The organism is Phenylobacterium sp., from assembly GCF_004799515.1.
Classification (GTDB): Bacteria; Pseudomonadota; Alphaproteobacteria; order Caulobacterales; family Caulobacteraceae; genus Phenylobacterium.
Genome location: NZ_SSMX01000026.1, coordinates 468,729 through 486,201 on the forward strand (window position 1 = coordinate 468,729; position 17,473 = coordinate 486,201).

The following is a 17,473-nucleotide window of genomic DNA, read 5'->3' on the forward strand; positions in this document are numbered from 1 at the left end:
GGCTCGTGCCGGTTCGACCCCGGCCGCCCGCACCAATCCCAACTTCGCAAGCTGAAGTTTGGACGGTCTCCTTAACGGCGGCACGCGAGCCTAGCTGGTAGCAGACTGTTCCCGACTCATTCGCGACGTTCAAACCGGCTAGGTGGCCAAAGGCTCATTCTGCCGCGCGGGTTGACTGGGTGCATAAGGTTGCATAATGTTGCGGTATGTCACCAAGCGATGCCCCAGACTTCTTAACTCTTGCCGAGGCCGCCGAGTATGTCGGCGTCTCGAAGGACACCCTTCGAAGGTGGGATGCCTCCGACAAGCTCAAGCCGGTGCGTCGCCCCGGAAGCGGCTATCGCTTCTATCGCCGGCCTGATCTTGAGCCATATCGGCTCGAGTATCGGCGCGCCGAACAGGCCGCCGACGTGCCAGACCATATGTTTCAGACCCTGACTGCGGACATTGAGGCGAACCCCAAGATCCGCGAGCCGCAGCAGGGTGCCCACCGGGCAGTGCGCACTCACTTCGAAGCTTCGAACGAGCCGGTGATCCTGCAGATTCCCGTCGGATGCGGAAAGACTGGCGTGATTGCGACATTGCCCTTCGGCGTCGCCAAAGGGCGCGCGCTCGTCATCACACCCAATTTGACAATCCGGTCGGGCGTCGCGGAGTCGCTCGACATCAGCAACCCTAAAAATTTCTGGCGGCGGACAGGCGCTCTCCACGATTTTTCGGCAGGACCATTTCGCGCTGTTTTGGATGGCGTCGATGCCAATCTCCACGACTGCAATGCGAGCCAGTTCGTCGTCACCAACATCCACCAATTGGCTAGCTCTGCCGATCGCTGGCTCCCGCAGTTTCCGCCCAACTATTTCGACATAATCATGATCGACGAAGGCCACCACAACGTGGCCCCGAGCTGGGCAAAGGTCTTCGATCGCTTTCCGAATGCCAAGGTCGTCAGTCTGACGGCGACGCCGTTCCGCGGAGACGGATCGCGGCCGGTCGGGAAGGTTATCTATCGCTACCCGTTCACCAGGGCGATGGTGAAGGGGTACATCAAGCAGATTCACTCGCGGAACGTCGCGCCGTCTGAGCTGTCCTTCAGCTACCGTGACGATACGAAAAGGCACACACTGGAAGAGGTGTTAGCCTTGCGCGAACACGCCTGGTTCCGGCGGGGCGTCGCGTTGGCGCCGGAGTGCAATCGTCACATCGTCGATGCCAGCATCAAGTATCTTCAGGAGCTACGAGAGCGCAGCGGTTTCCGTCACCAGATCATCGCCGTTGCCTGTTCCGTCGACCATGCCCGTCAGGTGCGCGGCCTGTACGAAGAGCGAGGCCTGAAGGCGGCCGAAATCTATGGTGAGATGGATCGGGACCGGCAGGACGCCATTCTTGCCGACCTTCGCAGCGGCAAGCTTGATTGCATTGTCCAGGTGCAGATGCTCGGCGAAGGCTTCGATCATCCGCCCCTGAGCGTCGCGGCCATCTTCCGGCCGTTCGCAAGCTTGTCGCCCTACATCCAGTTCGTCGGACGCGTGATGCGCGTCGTCCATGAGGCGAAGCCGGACCACCCGGACAATCACGCCTTCGTAGTCTCGCATGTGGGCTTGAACACCGACGCCCATTGGGACGATTTTCGCGAACTCGATTTCGATGACCAGGCGATGGTCAAGAAGTGGCTAGAAGCCGGCGACGAGAATGGCGATGGCGACGGATCAGGAGAGCCCCGTCGCTTCGACATTGGCATGTTGGTCGATAACGAGATTGTCGGCTCGTTCATCAATCGGTCGTTCCTTGACCCGGAAGACGATCGCGTCCTGGAAGAGATGCTGGACCACGAGATTGGAGCGGGGCTACGCCTGCGCGACGTCATCGCAAAAGACAAGCTCAGGGAGACGTTGCGCCGAAAGCAGCGGGAGCTGTCTCAGGTCAGCAGCTCCGGCGACCTTCCGGTGCAGCCGCAGGCGCGGCGAGTTGGCGCGCGCAAGAGGCTCTCCGAACGCACAGGCTCCGTCGTCGCCCGTATTCTCAAGGATCTGAAGCTCTCGCCCGCCGGCCGCGAGGTCGGCCAGCGAGACAAGACCGTCGCGGGGCGTGACAACCGAGCCGCCGTTACATCGCTGCTGAACAACGCGATCAACGAACATCTCGGGATTAAGTCCGGGAGCCGCCAGGCGCCCGACGCAGGCGACAACGAGGACGCACTGGCTGCGCTCGATATGCTGGGAGACAACGTGCGTGACTCCCTAAGGGAGAAGAACAATGGCTAAAGTCAGGGACATTCTGATCGACGTGAAGATCGAGCAGGCACAGCGCCAGCGTAAGTGTCGAAGGAATGGCTCTCACGTCATCGCGAAGGGTGAGTGGTGTCTCGTTGTTCGGACGAACGCCACGAATGATGACTACAGCTATAGCCGAGACGCCGCGAAGCCCATGCTCGATGCGGCTTGGGCAAAGCTAAAGGCCATTTACGAAGGGCTGGGAATGTCACCGCCTGCGAGCTGAAGCGCGGGGGAATGGGCGAGGGCCCTAAGCACGAGTTCGAGAAGCCTCGACTTCCGCCGTGATAGCCGTGACGCTCACGAAATCACTCCCGATCTGCGTCTGGAGCCTGCAGTCGCATTCCTTGCCTTGGCTTAGTCTGCGAGCACGCTTTGAAGCGCCTCCGGACAGCGCGACCTTGTCGGCAACCACGTCGACGAGCAGGTCATGCCAGGCGACCACCCCGGTGATTCCGGTGCCGATTGACTTGGCAACGGCTTCCTTCGCCGCGAACAGTGATGAGAACGCAATGGCGGAGTCATTCTGCTCGCACGCCCAGAGCTGTTCCGTCGCTGAGAACAGCCGGTTCAGGAAAGGTTGGCCAGTGCGCTCGATGGCCTCCCTCATCCGGTCAACGACTACGACGTCCGTGCCCACGCCGATGATCTTCGCTCCAGGCGGAAACAAAAATCGGACACTGGATGTTTGATTTTCGGACATGACGATGGTATATGCACCGGCAGAAGGGAGCTGTCGATGGCAAACCTCGAAGCGACGCCGGCAACATCGAGTCCGAACTTTCCCGCTGCGGAACTCGCGTCAATCCTGCGAGAACATCTCATCAAAGTGGTCCGCGCGCGGTTCCGGCGTAAGGGCCTGCCGCTCCCCACATCGGACGACGAAGTCGTTGTGATGGTCGTCGAGCTCGACTCGATGACCGTGGTCGAACTGCTTTCAAACCTCGACGATCTTGTGCCGTTCAAGGTCACGGAGAGTGTCGTCAAGGCTGGCGGCTACGACACCATCTCCGCCGCGGTGGAGCACGTGGTAGGTCGTCTCGCCGCCAAATGGGCGAAGCATCACTCGGGAGTAACAGTATGACGAGCGACATCCGGGACGACGAAGCGGAGCGCCGTCAGCTCGGTGAAAAGCTACGGGCCGCCAGGGAATACGTTGGTTATTCGCAGGACGAGGTCGCGGCCTTCCTGAAGCTGCCGCGAACGGCGGTAACGAACATCGAGAGCGGCGCGCGGAAAGTCGAGGCGCTGGAACTCAAACGCTTAGCTGAACTTTATCGGCAGCCGGTCGATCATTTTACGGGCGAAGAGGATTCGGCGGGCTCGGCTCTTCCAGCGGATGTCGCGCACCTGGCGCGCCAAGCCGCAAAGCTCTCCCTCAAGGATCGCGAGGAACTGGGCCGGTTTGCCGATTTTCTCAAGACTAGGGCTGCTGGCGGTCCAACATGACGGAAGGTGCCAGCAACATCCGCCGGGCCGTGCTGGAAGCAACGCGCCTTCATCGCGACCTTGCGATCCAGGCTCGCGTGATCCGCGGTGAAGGCCGGGTCGACGTTTACGACACGATAGCGCGCCTGGGTGTCCCGCTATTCTTCACGCACCTGGATGGCCTTCTCGGTGCCTACTACCGAAAACCTGCGGCCGGGATCCTCGTCACGACCGAGCGGCAGCAGAGCCTCCAGAGATTCACCGCGGCCCATGAGCTAGGCCACCACTACCTCGGCCATTCGCCGAGCCTAGATGATGAGGCTGGCGCCTTGCGGCGGCAGCCGTTCTTCGCAAAACGCGACGAGGATTTGCAGGAGGTTGAGGCGGAAACGTTTGCTGCTGCCTTCCTCCTGCCTCGCTGGCTGCTCGACTGGCATTGTGAACGGCAGAGCTGGACTGACCAGGACCTGCTTGATCCGGTCAGAGTCTACCAGCTGTCGCTGCGGGTGGGCATGAGTTTCACCGCGACCGTATGGACCCTGTTTCGCTATGACGTCTTCGACCTCAGCGTCGCGCGCGCTATGGCTGACGTCGCTCCGAAAAAGATCAAACAGACGATCCTGAGAGGGTACGCCCCCACCAGCTATCGCGGTGACGTCTGGCTCTTGACTGAGCGAGACGCTGATCTCCGGGTCGAGGGTGGTCCTGAAGACTTGATCGTCGTGCGGCTCGAAGAGCAGAGCGGCGCTGGCTACATGTGGCGCGTCGAATCGATCGATGGGCGGAGCCTCGCCGTCGTCTCCGATGGTCGGCAGGGCGATCCAACCGACGAAGTTGGCGGTCCAACGCTCCGACAGATCACCACTGAGGCACGACGCCGTGGGCTTGGCGAACTCCGCCTTGCGGAAACCCGCCCATGGCAGCCAGCGCAACCTCGGCAAACCTTTGCGATCACGTATAACCTCGCGGGCGCAGAACGGCAGGGCTGGTACTCCCGTCAACGGCAGAGCCACTTCGAGAGCCTGAGGGCGGCCTGATGCCGCTCGACATCGCCCAGGATCTCCGATCCCGGTTCGGCACCGCTCGCGACCAGGGCGAGCGACCGACCTGCATGGCATTCGCGGCGAGCGATGCGCACGCCGCGGCCCGTGGAGGGTGGGCCGAGCTTTCCTGCGAGTTCGCATTCTATCACGCGCAGCGACGCGCCGGACGGTCGCCTCGCCTTGGCGCAAGTCTTCGGTCAATGCTTGACGCGCTGAAGCTAGACGGCCAGCCGCTCGAGGGCGCGTGGCCCTATCTGGAAACGCTTCCGTCGGATCTCACGGGCTACGCACCGCCAAGCACCTGCGAAGTCTTCCGCCGCGACGGAGAGGCCCACGCTCATGAACTGACCGCCGTGATCGAAAACCTCGATCAAGGTGTGCCCTCCATGATCATCCTCGAACTGTCGGACGCCTTCTACACTCCCGACGCTCAAGGAGTCGTTCGCCCGCGAGCTGGCGATCCGCCGGACCCGCAGCGGCGTCACGCAGTGATAGCTGTCGGACATGGTCTGCTGGACGGAGTCCGCCTGGTTCTGATTCGGAACAGCTGGGGCACGTCCTGGGGCCTCAGCGGTCACGCCTGGCTAACCGAAGATTTCCTCACGCCGCGCATCATCCACGCAGCTCGCCTTACGGAGACAACCGATGTACCCAGATCGCATATCGCGGCCTAGCTGCGCCACAGCGTGGCTTGCCGCGTCCCAAGTCGTCTACGCAATGCCCGACCACGAAGCCCACCATGTCGTGATCGATGTCGATGATCCGGTTCGACAGACATACACTGATCTAGCGATACTTCGCGAGATGGATGCGTTTCTGGCTGGCACAGAACGCTTTCCTGTACGGACTGTCGCGAACACTATTTTCCCCCAATCGACATACGAGGATCACGGCGCGCCTGACTTCTTCGGTGTTTACCTGGAGCGCATATTTCCACGCCTCAAGCGAACACCGAATGATTGGGGGCGCTACTTCGAACGGATCACGGCCTATCCGGGGCCGGAAGGGCCGATAAATCTTCTGCAGATTCTAGTCGCGAAAATGAGGCGACACATCGCGACTGGAAAGCCATTTCGCAACATCTACGAATTACCGATCTACAACCCCGTCAAGGATGCCGAGGGCTCTCCACGGGGTGGCCAGTGCCTGAGCTTCCTCAGCTTCAAGCTGGATGCAGATCGGCGTGTCCTTCTCTCTGCAGTGTACCGAAATCACTATTACACGGAGAAGCTCCTCGGAAACCTCGTCGGCCTTGGCCGATTGATGCAGTTCGTGGCGGACGAGGCCGGTGCGGCCGGGGTCGGTCCGCTCACCATTCTGTCGACCCACGCAGAGGTGGATTCGGCCGGTGCCAGCGCTTCTGCCCTCCGAACGCTGTTCGAGAGATGCCAAAAAATCCTCAGCGAGGAGGATGCCCAGGTCGTGATCTAGCTTCGAGCAGTTGGTCAAATCTTTGCCACGGCGGGAATCGACTACAGAGACTTGTGCTCTGGGGGGAAGTTCATGTCGCCGACCGAGGTCTACGACACCTATTGGCGCTTTGCCGCCGAACGACAGAGCATCTATGTCCGGAGGCTATTGGAGCCAGACGGGCCGTGGACCAAGGATCCAATCCTCGCCGCATACCGTTTCACCAACGCATATCGCGCGGCTGATCGAGTCAGTCAGTTTCTGATCGCCAACGTGCAATACGGAGAAAGTCGCTCCCAGGCGCCGGCGGAGGTGTTTTTCCGGACGCTCCTTTTTAAGTTCTTCAACAAGATCGAGACGTGGGAGTTGCTTGAGGATCAGCTAGGCCCCCTGAGTTGGCAGGCCGCGAATTTTGACGCTCTTTGTAGGGTCCTTGACGCTGCGTTCCGGCGCGGAATGCGTCTGTATTCTGCCGCCTACATTATGCCGGCCCCCGGATTTGGGCACGACCGCAAACATGCCAATCATCTGGCTCTGCTTTCGCAAATGATGGAAGATGGGCTTCCGGCCAGCATCGGCAAGGCGAAGTCACTTAGAAGCGTCTTTGAGATGCTGCTCGCCTACCCAGGTCTGGGACCCTTTCTGGCCTACCAATATGCAATCGACCTCAACTATTCTTCACTCCTCGGTTTCAGCGAAAATGACTTCGTGGTCGCGGGACCTGGTGCGCTGGATGGGCTGGCGAAGTGTTTTGCAGACACGGGGGGGCGAACGCCTGAGGAGGTGATCGCTGAGATCGCTGATCGACAGGAAACAGAATTCCGGCGCCTGGACCTTAAGTTCGAAGGCCTTTTTGGCCGTCCGCTGCAGCTGATAGACTGCCAGAACCTGTTCTGCGAGATTTCGAAGTATGCGCGCGTCCGACACCCTGAGGTCGCCGGCATCTCGAATCGAAAGCGGATCAAGCAGGGTTTTCGGGCGCAAGCGCGGCGGATGCCTATTCCCCAGTTTCCTCCTCGCTGGGGCCTGATCCCGGCACTTCCAAAAGGTGACTTGGCTCCGGCATCGTTCCAGGGTCGCCTCTTGTAATTGCCAAGCTTTCCCGCGCACGTTGTGGGATCGACCCGAGGGGCGCTCTTGGTTCAGAAAACGACATCAGAAACACTGCAGCCACCTGCCGTTGGCTTCTGGACAGGCCGAATGATTGAGGCTCGGCAGGTGGCCGCCGAAAAGGCGGGTAAGCCGATTTTCACGGGCTTCAAGCCTGAGCGCCTTGAGCGGGCTTCTTACAAGCTCACGGTCGGCGATGAGATTTTCATCTCACCGTCCTCAGACAAGGATCCGAAATCGCGGCAGCTGCTGAGCGAACGCGAAACGCGGGCAATTCCTCCGGGTCAGTTCGCGTTCCTGTGCACCGAAGAACGGGTGAACATTCCGGATGACGCGATCGCATTTCTGAGCCTGCGGTCGAAGCCCACCAAATTTCGCGGCCTCGTCAACGTGTCGGGCTTTTATGTCGAGCCCCTCTACCAGGGCAATTTGGTCTTCGCCGTCTACAATGCGGGCCCAGCATCGATCCATGTCGCTCGTGGTGACGAATGGTTTGAGATCTTCTTCGCCAGTCTCGCGGGAAAAGTGTCTGAAGGCCGCGAAAAGCCTGGCTTCTCAGGCATTCCGACCGAGCTGATCACGCCGCTTTCGCACGAATTCCTTTCGCTGCCGGGCCTTGATTCGAAGATTGAGAAAGCGCGCGACGACCTTGAACATCGCATTCAGGGAATCGAGCGCGAACACGGCATTCTGCGGTGGTCCCTGGGGCTCATCATCGCGGCGCTGATAGCTGTCGGTGTGAAGTCCTGCACGGCCAGCGACCCGCACGCCGCGGTGACTACGGGTCTGGCGCATAATTCGGAGGCGCAATGACATCGCCAACGAAGTCACGAATCCGGGTGGATCTGGAGAAGTGGGTCTGGCAGCGCCGCGCAATTCGCTTGGTGCTCTACACACTGGGCACCATTCTGGCGATCGTCACTGCTCAGGAGGCTCTTTTTAAACCGGCCGCGTTTAAGGTTCCCGGTGCGGCCCCGGTTCTGTTGGCCGCAAGTCTAAGTTGGTTGGTCGTCACCATGATCCGGCTCGCGGAGGGTCGCTACAGTCTGGAGTTTGGCAGAGTCGTTTATTCGGGCGCGAGGGCGACAGCGATGCTGTGGCTGACGTCATTCGTATTGCTGATCATTGCCATCTTCGCTTTTTCGATACTCGAGATGACGCCACGCCCGCTCTGGAATTCGCAGCCCGTCGCTGTTCCCAACTGCCCAAAGGGGACACCTGCCGGCCCTGAACATGCTTCTGGAAAGTCGAACCCTCCAGGTGCTGGTCCGGCTGCGCCTGCTGACGCATCAGCCTCAGGGAAAAAAAGTCAGGTGCAGGACTGATGCCCGACGTCTCGCATCTGCGCAGCCTGTTTGGGCGAACTGGGACCGGTCCGCTGCTCATCAGCGAGTATGCTGATCTCGCTGGGCTAACGGCGCATTCTCAGGCGCAGGGTGAGCGCAAGACCAACTACCTTCTGCTCGGTCTCTTCGGGGAAGTCGGAAGCCTGCTCAGTGAGCTGAAGAAAAAGCAGCGAGATCGAAGTGCGTACCGAGCCTACGCGCGCTCAGCTATCGAAGAGACGGGCGACGTGCTCTGGTATTTCAGCAATCTCGTAACCCACCTCGGCTTCAAGCTTGAGGATGTCGCCGTCGCGGCCGCGGCGCCCGCCGATACTGGTCGTCTTGCCCGATCGATCAGTTCCTGGGTTGAGCTGCAGAAACAACCGCGTCTGTTTGAAGAGCCTGCATCAGGGGAGCACGTGGAGCGCAGCCTGCTCCGTCTAGCCGCGAGGACAGGCGATCTGGTGCGTCGCTCAAATGCTCATTCCGCAGGGGAGGATGCGCTAACACTACAGGATCTCGCACAGGTTTTCCGGGTCCTGATTTCTGCGGCCGACGACGCCAGCGTGAGCCTTGAGCAGGCCGCGGCCCTAAATCTGGAGAAAGCGGTCGATAGGTGGCCGGTAATTAGGGACGCGGGCCAGCTCTACGATGACGACTGCGACGATGATGAGAAGCTCCCCCGAGACCTACCCGTAACGTTCCGCGAGAAGTCAGTCGGGGGAACCCGATTTGTCATTCAGACCCTTCATGGAGTCCGGATTGGCGACAGACTCACCGACAATCGCAAGGACGCGGACGACTATCGGTTTCATGACGTCTTCCATCTGTCCTACGCTGCGATCCTAGGATGGTCTCCGGTCCTGCGCGCGCTTCTCAAGGTGAAGCGGAAAAGCCATCCGATTACGGATGAACATCAGGACGGCGCTCGGGCGATCATCACCGAAGAGGGCATCGCGAACTGGATCTTTGCCGAAGGGGTTCGGCACGACGCCTTTCAGGAGGTGGAAAGTGTTGACTTCGCTCTTCTTCGAACGATCCGAGAGATGGTCAAGGGCTACGAGGTCGAGAGCAGACCGCTATGGATGTGGGAACAGGCGATCCTCAGGGGGTTCGCCGTGTTTCGGGAACTACAGCACCACCGTGGGGGATTGGTGACCGCCAATCTGATGAACCGCACGCTCACGTTCACGCCGCTCGTTGCTCCACCCGGTGAAGATCACGGTTAGACGCGTATCCCCCTACGAAAGCATCCGTGTGCTTTGAGACGCGGACGGTCCTGGCCGGTGTCGCTGGTAGGAAGTCAATCGTGGCGGTGCTCCGGACAATGTCGGACATTGCATCCGAAAGGCCCTCCAGCGTAACCGCGCTCCGAAGGGGCGCGACCCCGGGGGTGAGCGCCTACAGCCACCGTGACACCGTAGGTCCGGACATCTCCGGACATCACCGAACTAGGACAGAGCTTCCAACCCATCCTAGCGGGGCGGAGGATGTTTGGGCCGTTCGTCTCCCTCGAATGCGTGCTCCGGACATGGGTGGACAGCGTGAAGTCGGGCACCCGTGGGTCACGCGGTCGCATCAACCCTCGGCCTTAGAACAAGTCGTCAAACCTCACACGCCGCGGCCCATCCCTGGCTTCGATGTGGTTAGCGTTTTGGCGCCGGCCCGGCGACGGTCAACCCTGTTCGCTTCCTTCGCGCTGCGCGCTGCGTGCAGCTCCACACCCTTCGGGCGCGCTGCGCGCGGCGTGTGACCGCCGCCTTCTTGGCCGTCGCCGCTGGGCTCCCCATGAAGCCGCGGGATGGTCCCGCGGCGGATATGAGGAAGACCTCCAATGCCCCAGCCGCAACCCAAGCTTCCCGGCCGCAAGCCCACCCATCGGCTCTTCCGCGTCCTCGGCGACGGTGACGCCGCCAACTGGACGCCCATCGGGGCCGCCTGGCCCAACAAGGACGGCCATGGCTTCAACATCAGCTGTGATGCCGTGCCGCTCCAGGGCCGCATCGTAATGCGGGAAATCAGCGCCCGCGAACAGCTCGATGCGGGTCAGCAATGACCCCCTCAATCTCAACCCGCCACCGCATCCGCGACCTCAACGACCAGTTCAGAAGTTCGTTTTCGTCGGCCCGGGGCCAGTGGCTGCTCACCTGCGGCGTCCAGTCAATGGGTTCTGACTTCATCGCCTTGGCCGTTCGCGAGGTGCGCAACTTCGACGACTTTTCGTCAGCGAACGATCCCCACGGCGAGCACGATTTCGGGGTCATCTCGGTCATTGGCGAAAGGCTCTTCTGGAAGATTGATTACTATGATCCGAGCCTAACCCGCGCGTCCCCCGATCCGGCTGATCCAGCGCGGACCAAGCGGGTCCTAACGCTCATGCTCGCCGCAGAATACTAGCTGTCGGCGCCGGTGCGGCTGGCGGCGACGTCCTCCAGCCGCACTTCAGTAGGCGCCAGGGCAGGTTGGCCGCCGCGCTCGCCAGCGCACCGCTTCCCTACTTGGTCAGCACAATGCTGCCGTCGTCCCCTGTGTGGGACTTGAGATCGAAAAGCGACCTGACGCCCGTGACAAAGGAGTCGGTATCTCCAACATCGAAGCTTCCCGCGATGGCTGCGGCCCCAAGATCAGAAGGCTCCAGCACGATCTTGCGCCGCGAGTAGCGGTTCACCTCGGAGATCGCCTCTCGCAAAGTCGTATCCCTAAAGACTACGCGCCCGCTGACCCAGCTTGTCGCCGATGCGGCGTCCACCAACACCACGCGTTCTTGGTGTTTCCCCAAGTCCGCGATGAGCTGTTGCCCTGGTGACAGCTTAGTCGCCGGGGCGGCATCGTCGGCGCGCGTCCGTACCTCGACGGAGCCCTGCACCAACGTGACGCGCACCAGGCCGTTGTCATTCGAGACGCCAAATCGCGTCCCGACTGCGCGCGTTTCTGTTTGACCCGAGACAACATTGAACGGCCGCTTGGTGTCGTGGGCGACATCAAAGAATGCGCGTCCGCGCTTGAGGCGCACCTCACGCGAGGCACCGGTCATCCGCACCTTCAAGTAGCTGTCGGCGTCTAGGCTAAGGCGCGAGCCATCGGCCAGCAGGACGCGCCGCTGTTCCCCGACGCCGGTGGCATAGGTGACGGTGCGCAGGTTGAGAAACATCCAGCCGGAACCCGCGCCGACAACGACCAACAGGCACGCGGCTACGGCGAGACTAAGAGGCGTAAGGGCGGGAGCGCGCGCTTTTTGGTGGCTCGGACGCTCCAGCGCTCGCCGCGCTGCGTCCGCAACCTCAGGGTCATTCCTAAGCTGGCTGCCCACCTGCCACACGGCGTCGACCTCGGCGTACGACGCCCTGTTCGCCGGATCGCGCCTCCAGTCGCGAAACGATCTCAGGTCGTCAGTCGTGATCGAACGTCGCCCCAGACGTGTGAGCCAACCGGCGGCCTCCCTTCGGGCGCGGCGAGTTATTCGCTGTTTCCCAGTCGGCTGCGCTGCCATGGTGCTAGTCGCGCAGTTTGGCAGCGCAGTGAGCCAAAGCCTTGGTGATCCGCTCCTCAATGGTCTTCACGGCAAGGCCGTGCCGTTCAGCAATCTGCTCGTAGGTCAAGCCGGCCACCCGGCTGAGCAGGAAGGTGTCGCGCAGATGCGGTGGCAGAGACAGGACGATTTCCTTGAGCAAAATGGCCTGTTCTTGATCCGGCCCGCAGGAAGGCTCGACAGGAATTTCCTCTAGCCGAGCGTGGTTGTGGCCGCCCCGCACCGCCGCCCGACGATGTTGGTCGATGGCGACGCGGTGCGCGACCCTTGTCAGGTAACCTCGTGGGTTTCGAACCTGCTGAACGCCAGATCCGGCAATTCGAACGAAAGTTTCCTGCGCCCAGTCTTCGGCCCATTCGCGCCCAAACCGTTTGCTGATGAACCGCACGAGCCAATTGCGCTCTCGGTACAGTCCAACGAGCCGCTCCTCTGCCTGAGCGTCAGGCTCGGGAATATCCTCGTCGCTACGCTTCTCTTGACGTTTCATGGTGCGCTTCAGTCTCGCGCTGGAAGGTGTCGCTCACGCTGCGAGCGTCGCCTCAGCACCACGAAAGGTCCAGTCTATATTCCGAATATATCGGCCGGGTGGCGGCACTTCGTCCTAGGGCGCGACAGCCATTGCAGCGACAGGACGGCCGGAATCGAAGAGCCCCTGAAATTCCGGATCGGCGAAATAACGCACCTTGCGCACCCCGAGCGGTGCTTCACCGGGACGCAAGACCAACATCAAGTTGGCATCGATCCGCATGACCTCATCGGGAGTGAGTAAGTCTCGCTTCGCCAGGTTCAAGCTCGTCGAGCTTCCCGTTGTGGGGTCCGATTGGCCCGCGGGATAGGTCGTTGTCGAGCCGGACGACAGATACATCTCGGTCATTGACCCGAGCATTCGCGACACCCAGGTCGCGGTATCGATGTCGGCGACATTGAAGATTTGGAGGATGCCGGCATTGGATAGAAACGTGCCGGCGCTCTGGCCGTAGGCCGCTCGGAGTTGATGCAGGTCCTGGAGGATTGGCCAAAGTTGCACGCCGTAGCCGGCCATCAATCCGAACGCCCGCTCGACAGGCTCAAGGCGCCCCAACGCCGCGAACTCATCGAGCAGAAATAGGATCGGGGTGTCGTCGGCGCCCGTGCGCGCCTTCGCCAGGCTATCCAATGCATGAGCAACCATCAGACGAAGCCAGCGGGCATGTGTCGCCAGACGGTCGGGCGGTAGAACTAGAAAGACCGTCGCGTGAGCGGCGCGGAGTTCATCGAAGCTGAAATCCGATTGGGAGAGCAGCCTGGTCATTCTTGGGCTGTCGAGAAAATGCGTGTGGCGCTGAGCGGCTGAAAGAACGCCGGCCGCCTCTCGATCCGCTTTCGCTAGGTGTCGGTTCGCCGCTCGCGCCACCAGACCTCGGGCAGCGCCCGACGCTTGCATCGCACGGAATTCCAGTCCCAGCCTCTCCGGCGTGGAGGTGATGAGTTCCCGGACATGCGCTAAGTTTCGACGGGCAGCATACGGGCTCGCGACCGCATGCAGGATGAAGCCGGTGAGGAGCGCCTTCGCTTCCTCATTCCAGTGCGCTTCGCTGATTTGGTCGGGAGGATCATACACCAGCGTCTCGGCGATCAGCGCGGCCTCCTCGCCCACATCCAAGCTCTCCGGGTCGAGCCGCGACAGGGGATTGAAGCAGGCGCTTGTGAAGCCCGAGGTCTCGAATGGATCGAGCACATGGACGGGGCCGTATTTCGCGCGAGCGCGGACGGTCGCCGCCGCGTTCTCGCCCTTGGGGTCAATGCAAAGGACGGCCCGGTCTGCCGTTAGAAGGTTGGGGATGATGGCGCCCACACCTTTGCCCGATCGTGTCGGAGCGATGGTCAGCAGATGTGACGGACCCGCATAGCGCATGAGCCAGCCGCGATCCGACCGACCAACAATTAGCCCTTCGCCGCCGAGTGTCTTTCTCGCCTTTTGATGGTCGCCGAAGTGAGCAGTACCGTGAACCTCAGAGACAGAAGGCGGTGGCCGCCCTCGCCAAACTAGCCATCCTCCAAAGGCGCTGACTGCCATGGCAGCAATCGAGATCGGGACTTGTAGGATCGACGGCGGGCGAAGGAACATTTCGAGGATGCCAGCCAACACATTGCCCAGCACCACGAACAACAGGAGGAAGAAAGGGAGCTGAAGAAACCTAGGCACGACGGGCCGCGTCTTGTTTGCCAGTCGCGAGAAGGTCAGCCTCAAAAGCGCGCCGCCCGCGATGACGCCAGGTCGCGGCTATTTCCTGTCTTTCAGGGCCGACGAGCTGATCAGCGAGGACCAGCAGGCCACCCAACAGGGCGGCGCGGTCGTCGCCGGTCAAGTCGACGAGACCGGCTTTTTGCACCAGGCCTCCGAGTTCGATCAGTCGGCGTGTGCGATCCCGGCGTTCCACAACCCAGCTCCGCGTATCAGCTCTTGCGCGTCGGGCATCAAGACGGCGGCGCGCCGCCTGCACTCGACGCGCCTCTTTCGCGCTCGCCTGAAGACTTGCCACCGCGCCCCGAAGCTGGGCCTCCCCGGGCGCGGCGAAAGAAGGCTGCCCCCTGTTCGCGCCAGGCAGTGTGTTCGGTAGGGGCGCTCGACACTGCGGACAGCAGGGCGCCGACCAGCGTTTCAGGATCAAGGTGATCGGCGCCGGTCGCGACAACCAGCTCTCCGAACTGGATGACCCGGCGGCTTTTCAGGGCCTTCGCGCGCTGGTTCAGCGCCTCCAACTCGGCATCCAGATCGCGAGGCTTCCGCATGTCTGACCTCTAACCGTGTCCTGTCCCTAGGTTGCTCCAATGCGCCGGCGGGAGCGCCCCGTAAGGTTCCGGGTTGGGCTGCGGTCACGAACGGCCGAAGGTCTGAGTGCGCGCTTATACGTCGTTCCGACGTTCGGCGTTGAGGGTGCCTAAGTGGCAGTCTTCCACTTCAGCGCGAAGGTCATCAGCCGGGCAAAGGGCTCCAGCGCCGTAGCCGCTGCGGCGTATCGCTCGGCGTCCAGACTACATGATAAGCGGTTGGGCAGGTCCCACGACTTCACAAACAAAGCCGGCGTTGTTCATTCGGAAATCCTCTCGCCGTCCGATGCGCCTGATCGGTGGCAGGACAGAGAGGTGCTGTGGAATGAGGTCGAGGCGCGAGAGGTTAGAAAGGACGCCCAGCTCGCGCGCGAGATCGAGTTCGCGATCCCCCGCGAACTGAATTACGAAGAAGGTATCGGCCTAGCTCGGGACTTCGTACGTCGCGAGTTCGTCGACCGCGGCATGGTCGCCGATCTCAACGTCCATTGGGATGTTGGCGCTGATGGAATGTCCAAGCCTCATGCGCACGTCATGCTTGGTTTGCGAGAGATTGGACCCGAAGGATTCGGCGCTAAGGCCCGCGATTGGAATCGCACCGAGCTATTGGAGCATTGGCGATCTGCCTGGTCAGAGCAGGTCAACGAGCGCCTTTCCGAACTCGGAATCGACGCTCGGGTCGATCACCGCACCCTGAAGGACCAGGGCATCGAGCTTGAGCCTCAGCACAAGATCGGAGCCGTATCAGCGCGGCGCGAGGACCGAGGTGAGGATGCGGAACGGCTCGCCGAGCATCGAGATATCTCCCGTCGAAATGGCGAACGGATCATCGCGGAGCCGCGCGTGGCGCTCCACGCCATCACCCAACAACAGGCGACGTTCACCGCACACGACCTTGCCCGATTTATTCACCGACATACCGATGGAAAGGACCAGTTCGATTGGGCGATGGCTGGCGTCAATGCTTCGCCGGAGCTGATCGCACTCGGCCGAGATGGGCGTGGCGAAGCGCGGTTCACAAGCCGCGAAATGCTCAGCATCGAGCAGTCAATGTCGCATAGTGCAGATCGCCTAGCGGACCGCGCGGCGCACTCACTCACCAGCTCGACTCTCGATAATGCCGTCGAGCAGAGCGACGATCGCGGCTTCCGGCTTTCCGAAGAGCAGCTGGACGCAGCGCGTCACGTTGTCGGCGCCGGGGATTTGGCGCTGGTCGTCGGCTACGCTGGGTCAGGCAAGAGTGCGATGCTTGGCGCGGCACGCACCGCCTGGGAGGCGGACGGCTACCGTGTCAAAGGCGCCGCGCTTTCGGGCATCGCGGCGGAGAACCTCGAAACAGGTTCTGGCATCACATCTCGCACGCTTGCCAGTTATGAGCATGCCTGGGCTCGAGGACATGATCAGCTCGGAAGCGATGATGTCCTAGTAATTGATGAAGCGGGCTTGGTCGGGTCGCGTCAGATGGAGAGGGTCCTGGCTCACGCTGAAGGCGCCGGTGCCAAGGTTGTGTTGGTCGGAGACGCTGAACAACTCCAAGCGAAAGAGGCCGGCGCGGCCTTCAGGTCTCTCACAGAGAGACACGGCGCTGCGGAGATCACGCAGGTCCACCGCCAGACTGAGGACTGGCAACGAGAGGCGACCAGACATCTGGCGACCGGCAGGACGGCCGATGCTGTCGAAGCCTATCAGGACCGAGGCGCGGTCAGCGCCTACTCGACTAGGGATGCTGCGATCCAAGGAACTGTCGATGCATGGGAGGCCTCCCGACGTGAGGATCCAGCAGCCTTACAGTTAATGCTCGCCTACACGCGCGCCGATGCGAAGGAGCTCAACAGGCTGGCGAGGGACCGGCTGTCGGAGGCAGGTGAACTCGGTGAGCATCATGAAGTCGAGACGGAGCAGGGCGCCCGAAGCTTCTCTGCGGGCGACCGCCTGCTTTTCCTCCGCAACGAACGTTCGATGGGTGTGAAGAATGGCTCCATGGGGCGCGTTGAAGCCATTTCCGGCCGTCAGCTTTCGGTGCAACTCGACAACGGGACCCGCGTCTCGTTCGACACGAAGGACTACGCGGCAATCGACCACGGGTACGCCACGACCATCCACAAAGCTCAAGGCTCGACGGTCGATCACGCCCATGTCGTCGCGTCCCGAAACATGGACAGGCACGCCGCCTACGTCGCCCTTAGCCGGCATCGTGAGAGCTTGTCGCTCCACTACGGCGAGGACGAGCTGCCGGACGGCGGCGCCCTGCGCACATCGCTCGGGCGCGAACGCGCAAAGGATTCGACGCTGGACTATCCAGGCGCACCGCAAAATGCCCTGGGTCCAAGTGAGGCCCTTGGGCGAAACGTGGGCTTGGAAACGGCGTCACTGCAGCAGTCGGCTGAACGCGGTCACGTCGACAACGAACGCGAGCGAGAGCGGTCCCGGTAGACTCTCCCAGCGCCGACCCGAGCGCTGCCGCCTAGGCGAAACTCCAAGGTGGAACGTTGACGCGAATTCTCGGTTTAGTTGTGTGTTCGCGAGTTTTGGCTGCGCAGGAGGGCC

At 61.6% G+C, this 17,473-nt stretch carries 19 protein-coding genes and 1 pseudogene; 13 read left to right on the forward strand and 7 right to left on the reverse strand.

The genetic code is table 11. The features are described 5' to 3' along the window. The first annotated feature begins 206 nt into the window (after positions 1 to 206). On the forward strand, positions 207 to 2,261 hold the full coding sequence (locus E8A49_RS11680; protein WP_293380918.1) for a DEAD/DEAH box helicase family protein: 2,055 nt from the start codon (positions 207 to 209) through the stop codon (positions 2,259 to 2,261). A 259-nt stretch (positions 2,262 to 2,520) separates the two neighbouring features. Here E8A49_RS11680 and E8A49_RS11685 read toward each other — a convergent pair whose 3' ends face one another. Beyond that, complete coding sequence (locus E8A49_RS11685; protein WP_293380921.1) at positions 2,521 to 2,973, reverse strand: holo-ACP synthase; 453 nt, start codon at positions 2,971 to 2,973, stop codon at positions 2,521 to 2,523. Positions 2,974 to 3,009: 36 nt separating this feature from the next. Between E8A49_RS11685 and E8A49_RS11690 the strand changes: the two genes are divergently transcribed. The 11 genes from E8A49_RS11690 to E8A49_RS11740 all read left to right on the forward strand — a co-directional run bounded on the left by E8A49_RS11690 (position 3,010) and on the right by E8A49_RS11740 (position 10,983). Then, on the forward strand, positions 3,010 to 3,354 hold the full coding sequence (locus E8A49_RS11690) for a hypothetical protein (RefSeq protein WP_293380924.1): 345 nt from the start codon (positions 3,010 to 3,012) through the stop codon (positions 3,352 to 3,354). Then, on the forward strand, positions 3,351 to 3,719 hold the full coding sequence (locus tag E8A49_RS11695) for a helix-turn-helix transcriptional regulator (protein ID WP_293380927.1): 369 nt from the start codon (positions 3,351 to 3,353) through the stop codon (positions 3,717 to 3,719). Before E8A49_RS11690 ends, E8A49_RS11695 begins: the two co-directional genes overlap by 4 nt. After that, positions 3,716 to 4,735 carry a protease inhibitor I42 family protein gene (locus tag E8A49_RS11700; protein ID WP_293380930.1) on the forward strand — a complete coding sequence of 340 codons (1,020 nt, stop codon included), beginning with the start codon at positions 3,716 to 3,718 and terminating at the stop codon, positions 4,733 to 4,735. The genes E8A49_RS11695 and E8A49_RS11700 overlap by 4 nt, the downstream gene beginning before the upstream one ends. Beyond that, the gene (locus E8A49_RS11705) at positions 4,735 to 5,415 is read left to right on the forward strand and encodes a C1 family peptidase (protein WP_293380933.1); all 681 of its coding nucleotides are present in this window, start codon (positions 4,735 to 4,737) and stop codon (positions 5,413 to 5,415) included. Before E8A49_RS11700 ends, E8A49_RS11705 begins: the two co-directional genes overlap by 1 nt. A 70-nt stretch (positions 5,416 to 5,485) precedes the next feature. Further along, positions 5,486 to 6,172 (forward strand): hypothetical protein, encoded by a 687-nt coding sequence (locus E8A49_RS11710; RefSeq protein WP_293380936.1) that lies wholly within the window; start codon positions 5,486 to 5,488, stop codon positions 6,170 to 6,172. A 72-nt stretch (positions 6,173 to 6,244) separates the two neighbouring features. Continuing rightward, complete coding sequence (locus E8A49_RS11715; protein WP_293380939.1) at positions 6,245 to 7,240, forward strand: nucleotide kinase domain-containing protein; 996 nt, start codon at positions 6,245 to 6,247, stop codon at positions 7,238 to 7,240. Positions 7,241 to 7,351: 111 nt separating this feature from the next. Then, the gene (locus E8A49_RS11720; RefSeq protein ID WP_293380943.1) at positions 7,352 to 8,074 is read left to right on the forward strand and encodes a hypothetical protein; all 723 of its coding nucleotides are present in this window, start codon (positions 7,352 to 7,354) and stop codon (positions 8,072 to 8,074) included. A gap of 26 nt (positions 8,075 to 8,100) precedes the next feature. Next, entirely contained in the window at positions 8,101 to 8,586 is a 486-nt protein-coding gene (locus E8A49_RS11725) for a hypothetical protein (RefSeq protein ID WP_293380947.1), read from the forward strand. Next, on the forward strand, positions 8,586 to 9,815 hold the full coding sequence (locus E8A49_RS11730; protein WP_293380950.1) for a nucleoside triphosphate pyrophosphohydrolase family protein: 1,230 nt from the start codon (positions 8,586 to 8,588) through the stop codon (positions 9,813 to 9,815). The genes E8A49_RS11725 and E8A49_RS11730 overlap by 1 nt, the downstream gene beginning before the upstream one ends. Before the next feature lie 605 nt (positions 9,816 to 10,420). Continuing rightward, positions 10,421 to 10,642, forward strand: a complete 222-nt coding sequence (locus E8A49_RS11735) for a hypothetical protein (protein ID WP_293380953.1) — start codon at positions 10,421 to 10,423, stop codon at positions 10,640 to 10,642. Beyond that, positions 10,639 to 10,983: a DUF3768 domain-containing protein gene (locus tag E8A49_RS11740; RefSeq protein ID WP_293380955.1), complete on the forward strand. Its 345-nt coding sequence runs from the start codon at positions 10,639 to 10,641 to the stop codon at positions 10,981 to 10,983. The genes E8A49_RS11735 and E8A49_RS11740 overlap by 4 nt, the downstream gene beginning before the upstream one ends. Positions 10,984 to 11,080: 97 nt before the next feature. Here the strand turns inward: E8A49_RS11740 and E8A49_RS11745 are convergent, their stop codons facing one another. The 6 genes and pseudogenes from E8A49_RS11745 to E8A49_RS11765 form a co-directional block, all read right to left on the reverse strand. After that, entirely contained in the window at positions 11,081 to 11,767 is a 687-nt protein-coding gene (locus E8A49_RS11745) for a FecR family protein (RefSeq protein WP_293380958.1), read from the reverse strand. 150 nt (positions 11,768 to 11,917) lie between these two features. Further along, positions 11,918 to 12,076 (reverse strand): annotated as a pseudogene (locus E8A49_RS23190) (DUF4880 domain-containing protein); the annotation flags it as partial. Between the two features lie 4 nt (positions 12,077 to 12,080). Beyond that, entirely contained in the window at positions 12,081 to 12,602 is a 522-nt protein-coding gene (locus E8A49_RS11750) for an RNA polymerase sigma factor (protein ID WP_293380961.1), read from the reverse strand. A 114-nt stretch (positions 12,603 to 12,716) separates the two neighbouring features. Then, on the reverse strand, positions 12,717 to 14,345 hold the full coding sequence (locus E8A49_RS11755; protein WP_293380964.1) for a type IV secretory system conjugative DNA transfer family protein: 1,629 nt from the start codon (positions 14,343 to 14,345) through the stop codon (positions 12,717 to 12,719). Next, a complete protein-coding gene (locus tag E8A49_RS23195) occupies positions 14,293 to 14,637 on the reverse strand; it encodes a conjugal transfer protein TraD (RefSeq protein ID WP_366928812.1) in 345 nt (114 codons plus the stop codon). The genes E8A49_RS11755 and E8A49_RS23195 overlap by 53 nt, the downstream gene beginning before the upstream one ends. After that, entirely contained in the window at positions 14,573 to 14,887 is a 315-nt protein-coding gene (locus E8A49_RS11765) for a conjugal transfer protein TraD (RefSeq protein WP_293380967.1), read from the reverse strand. The genes E8A49_RS23195 and E8A49_RS11765 overlap by 65 nt, the downstream gene beginning before the upstream one ends. 153 nt (positions 14,888 to 15,040) lie before the next feature. On the opposite strand from E8A49_RS11765, the gene traA reads away from it, so the two are divergent. Continuing rightward, positions 15,041 to 17,359: a Ti-type conjugative transfer relaxase TraA gene (gene traA, locus E8A49_RS11770; RefSeq protein WP_293380970.1), complete on the forward strand. Its 2,319-nt coding sequence runs from the start codon at positions 15,041 to 15,043 to the stop codon at positions 17,357 to 17,359. The last annotated feature ends 114 nt before the right edge of the window (positions 17,360 to 17,473 follow it).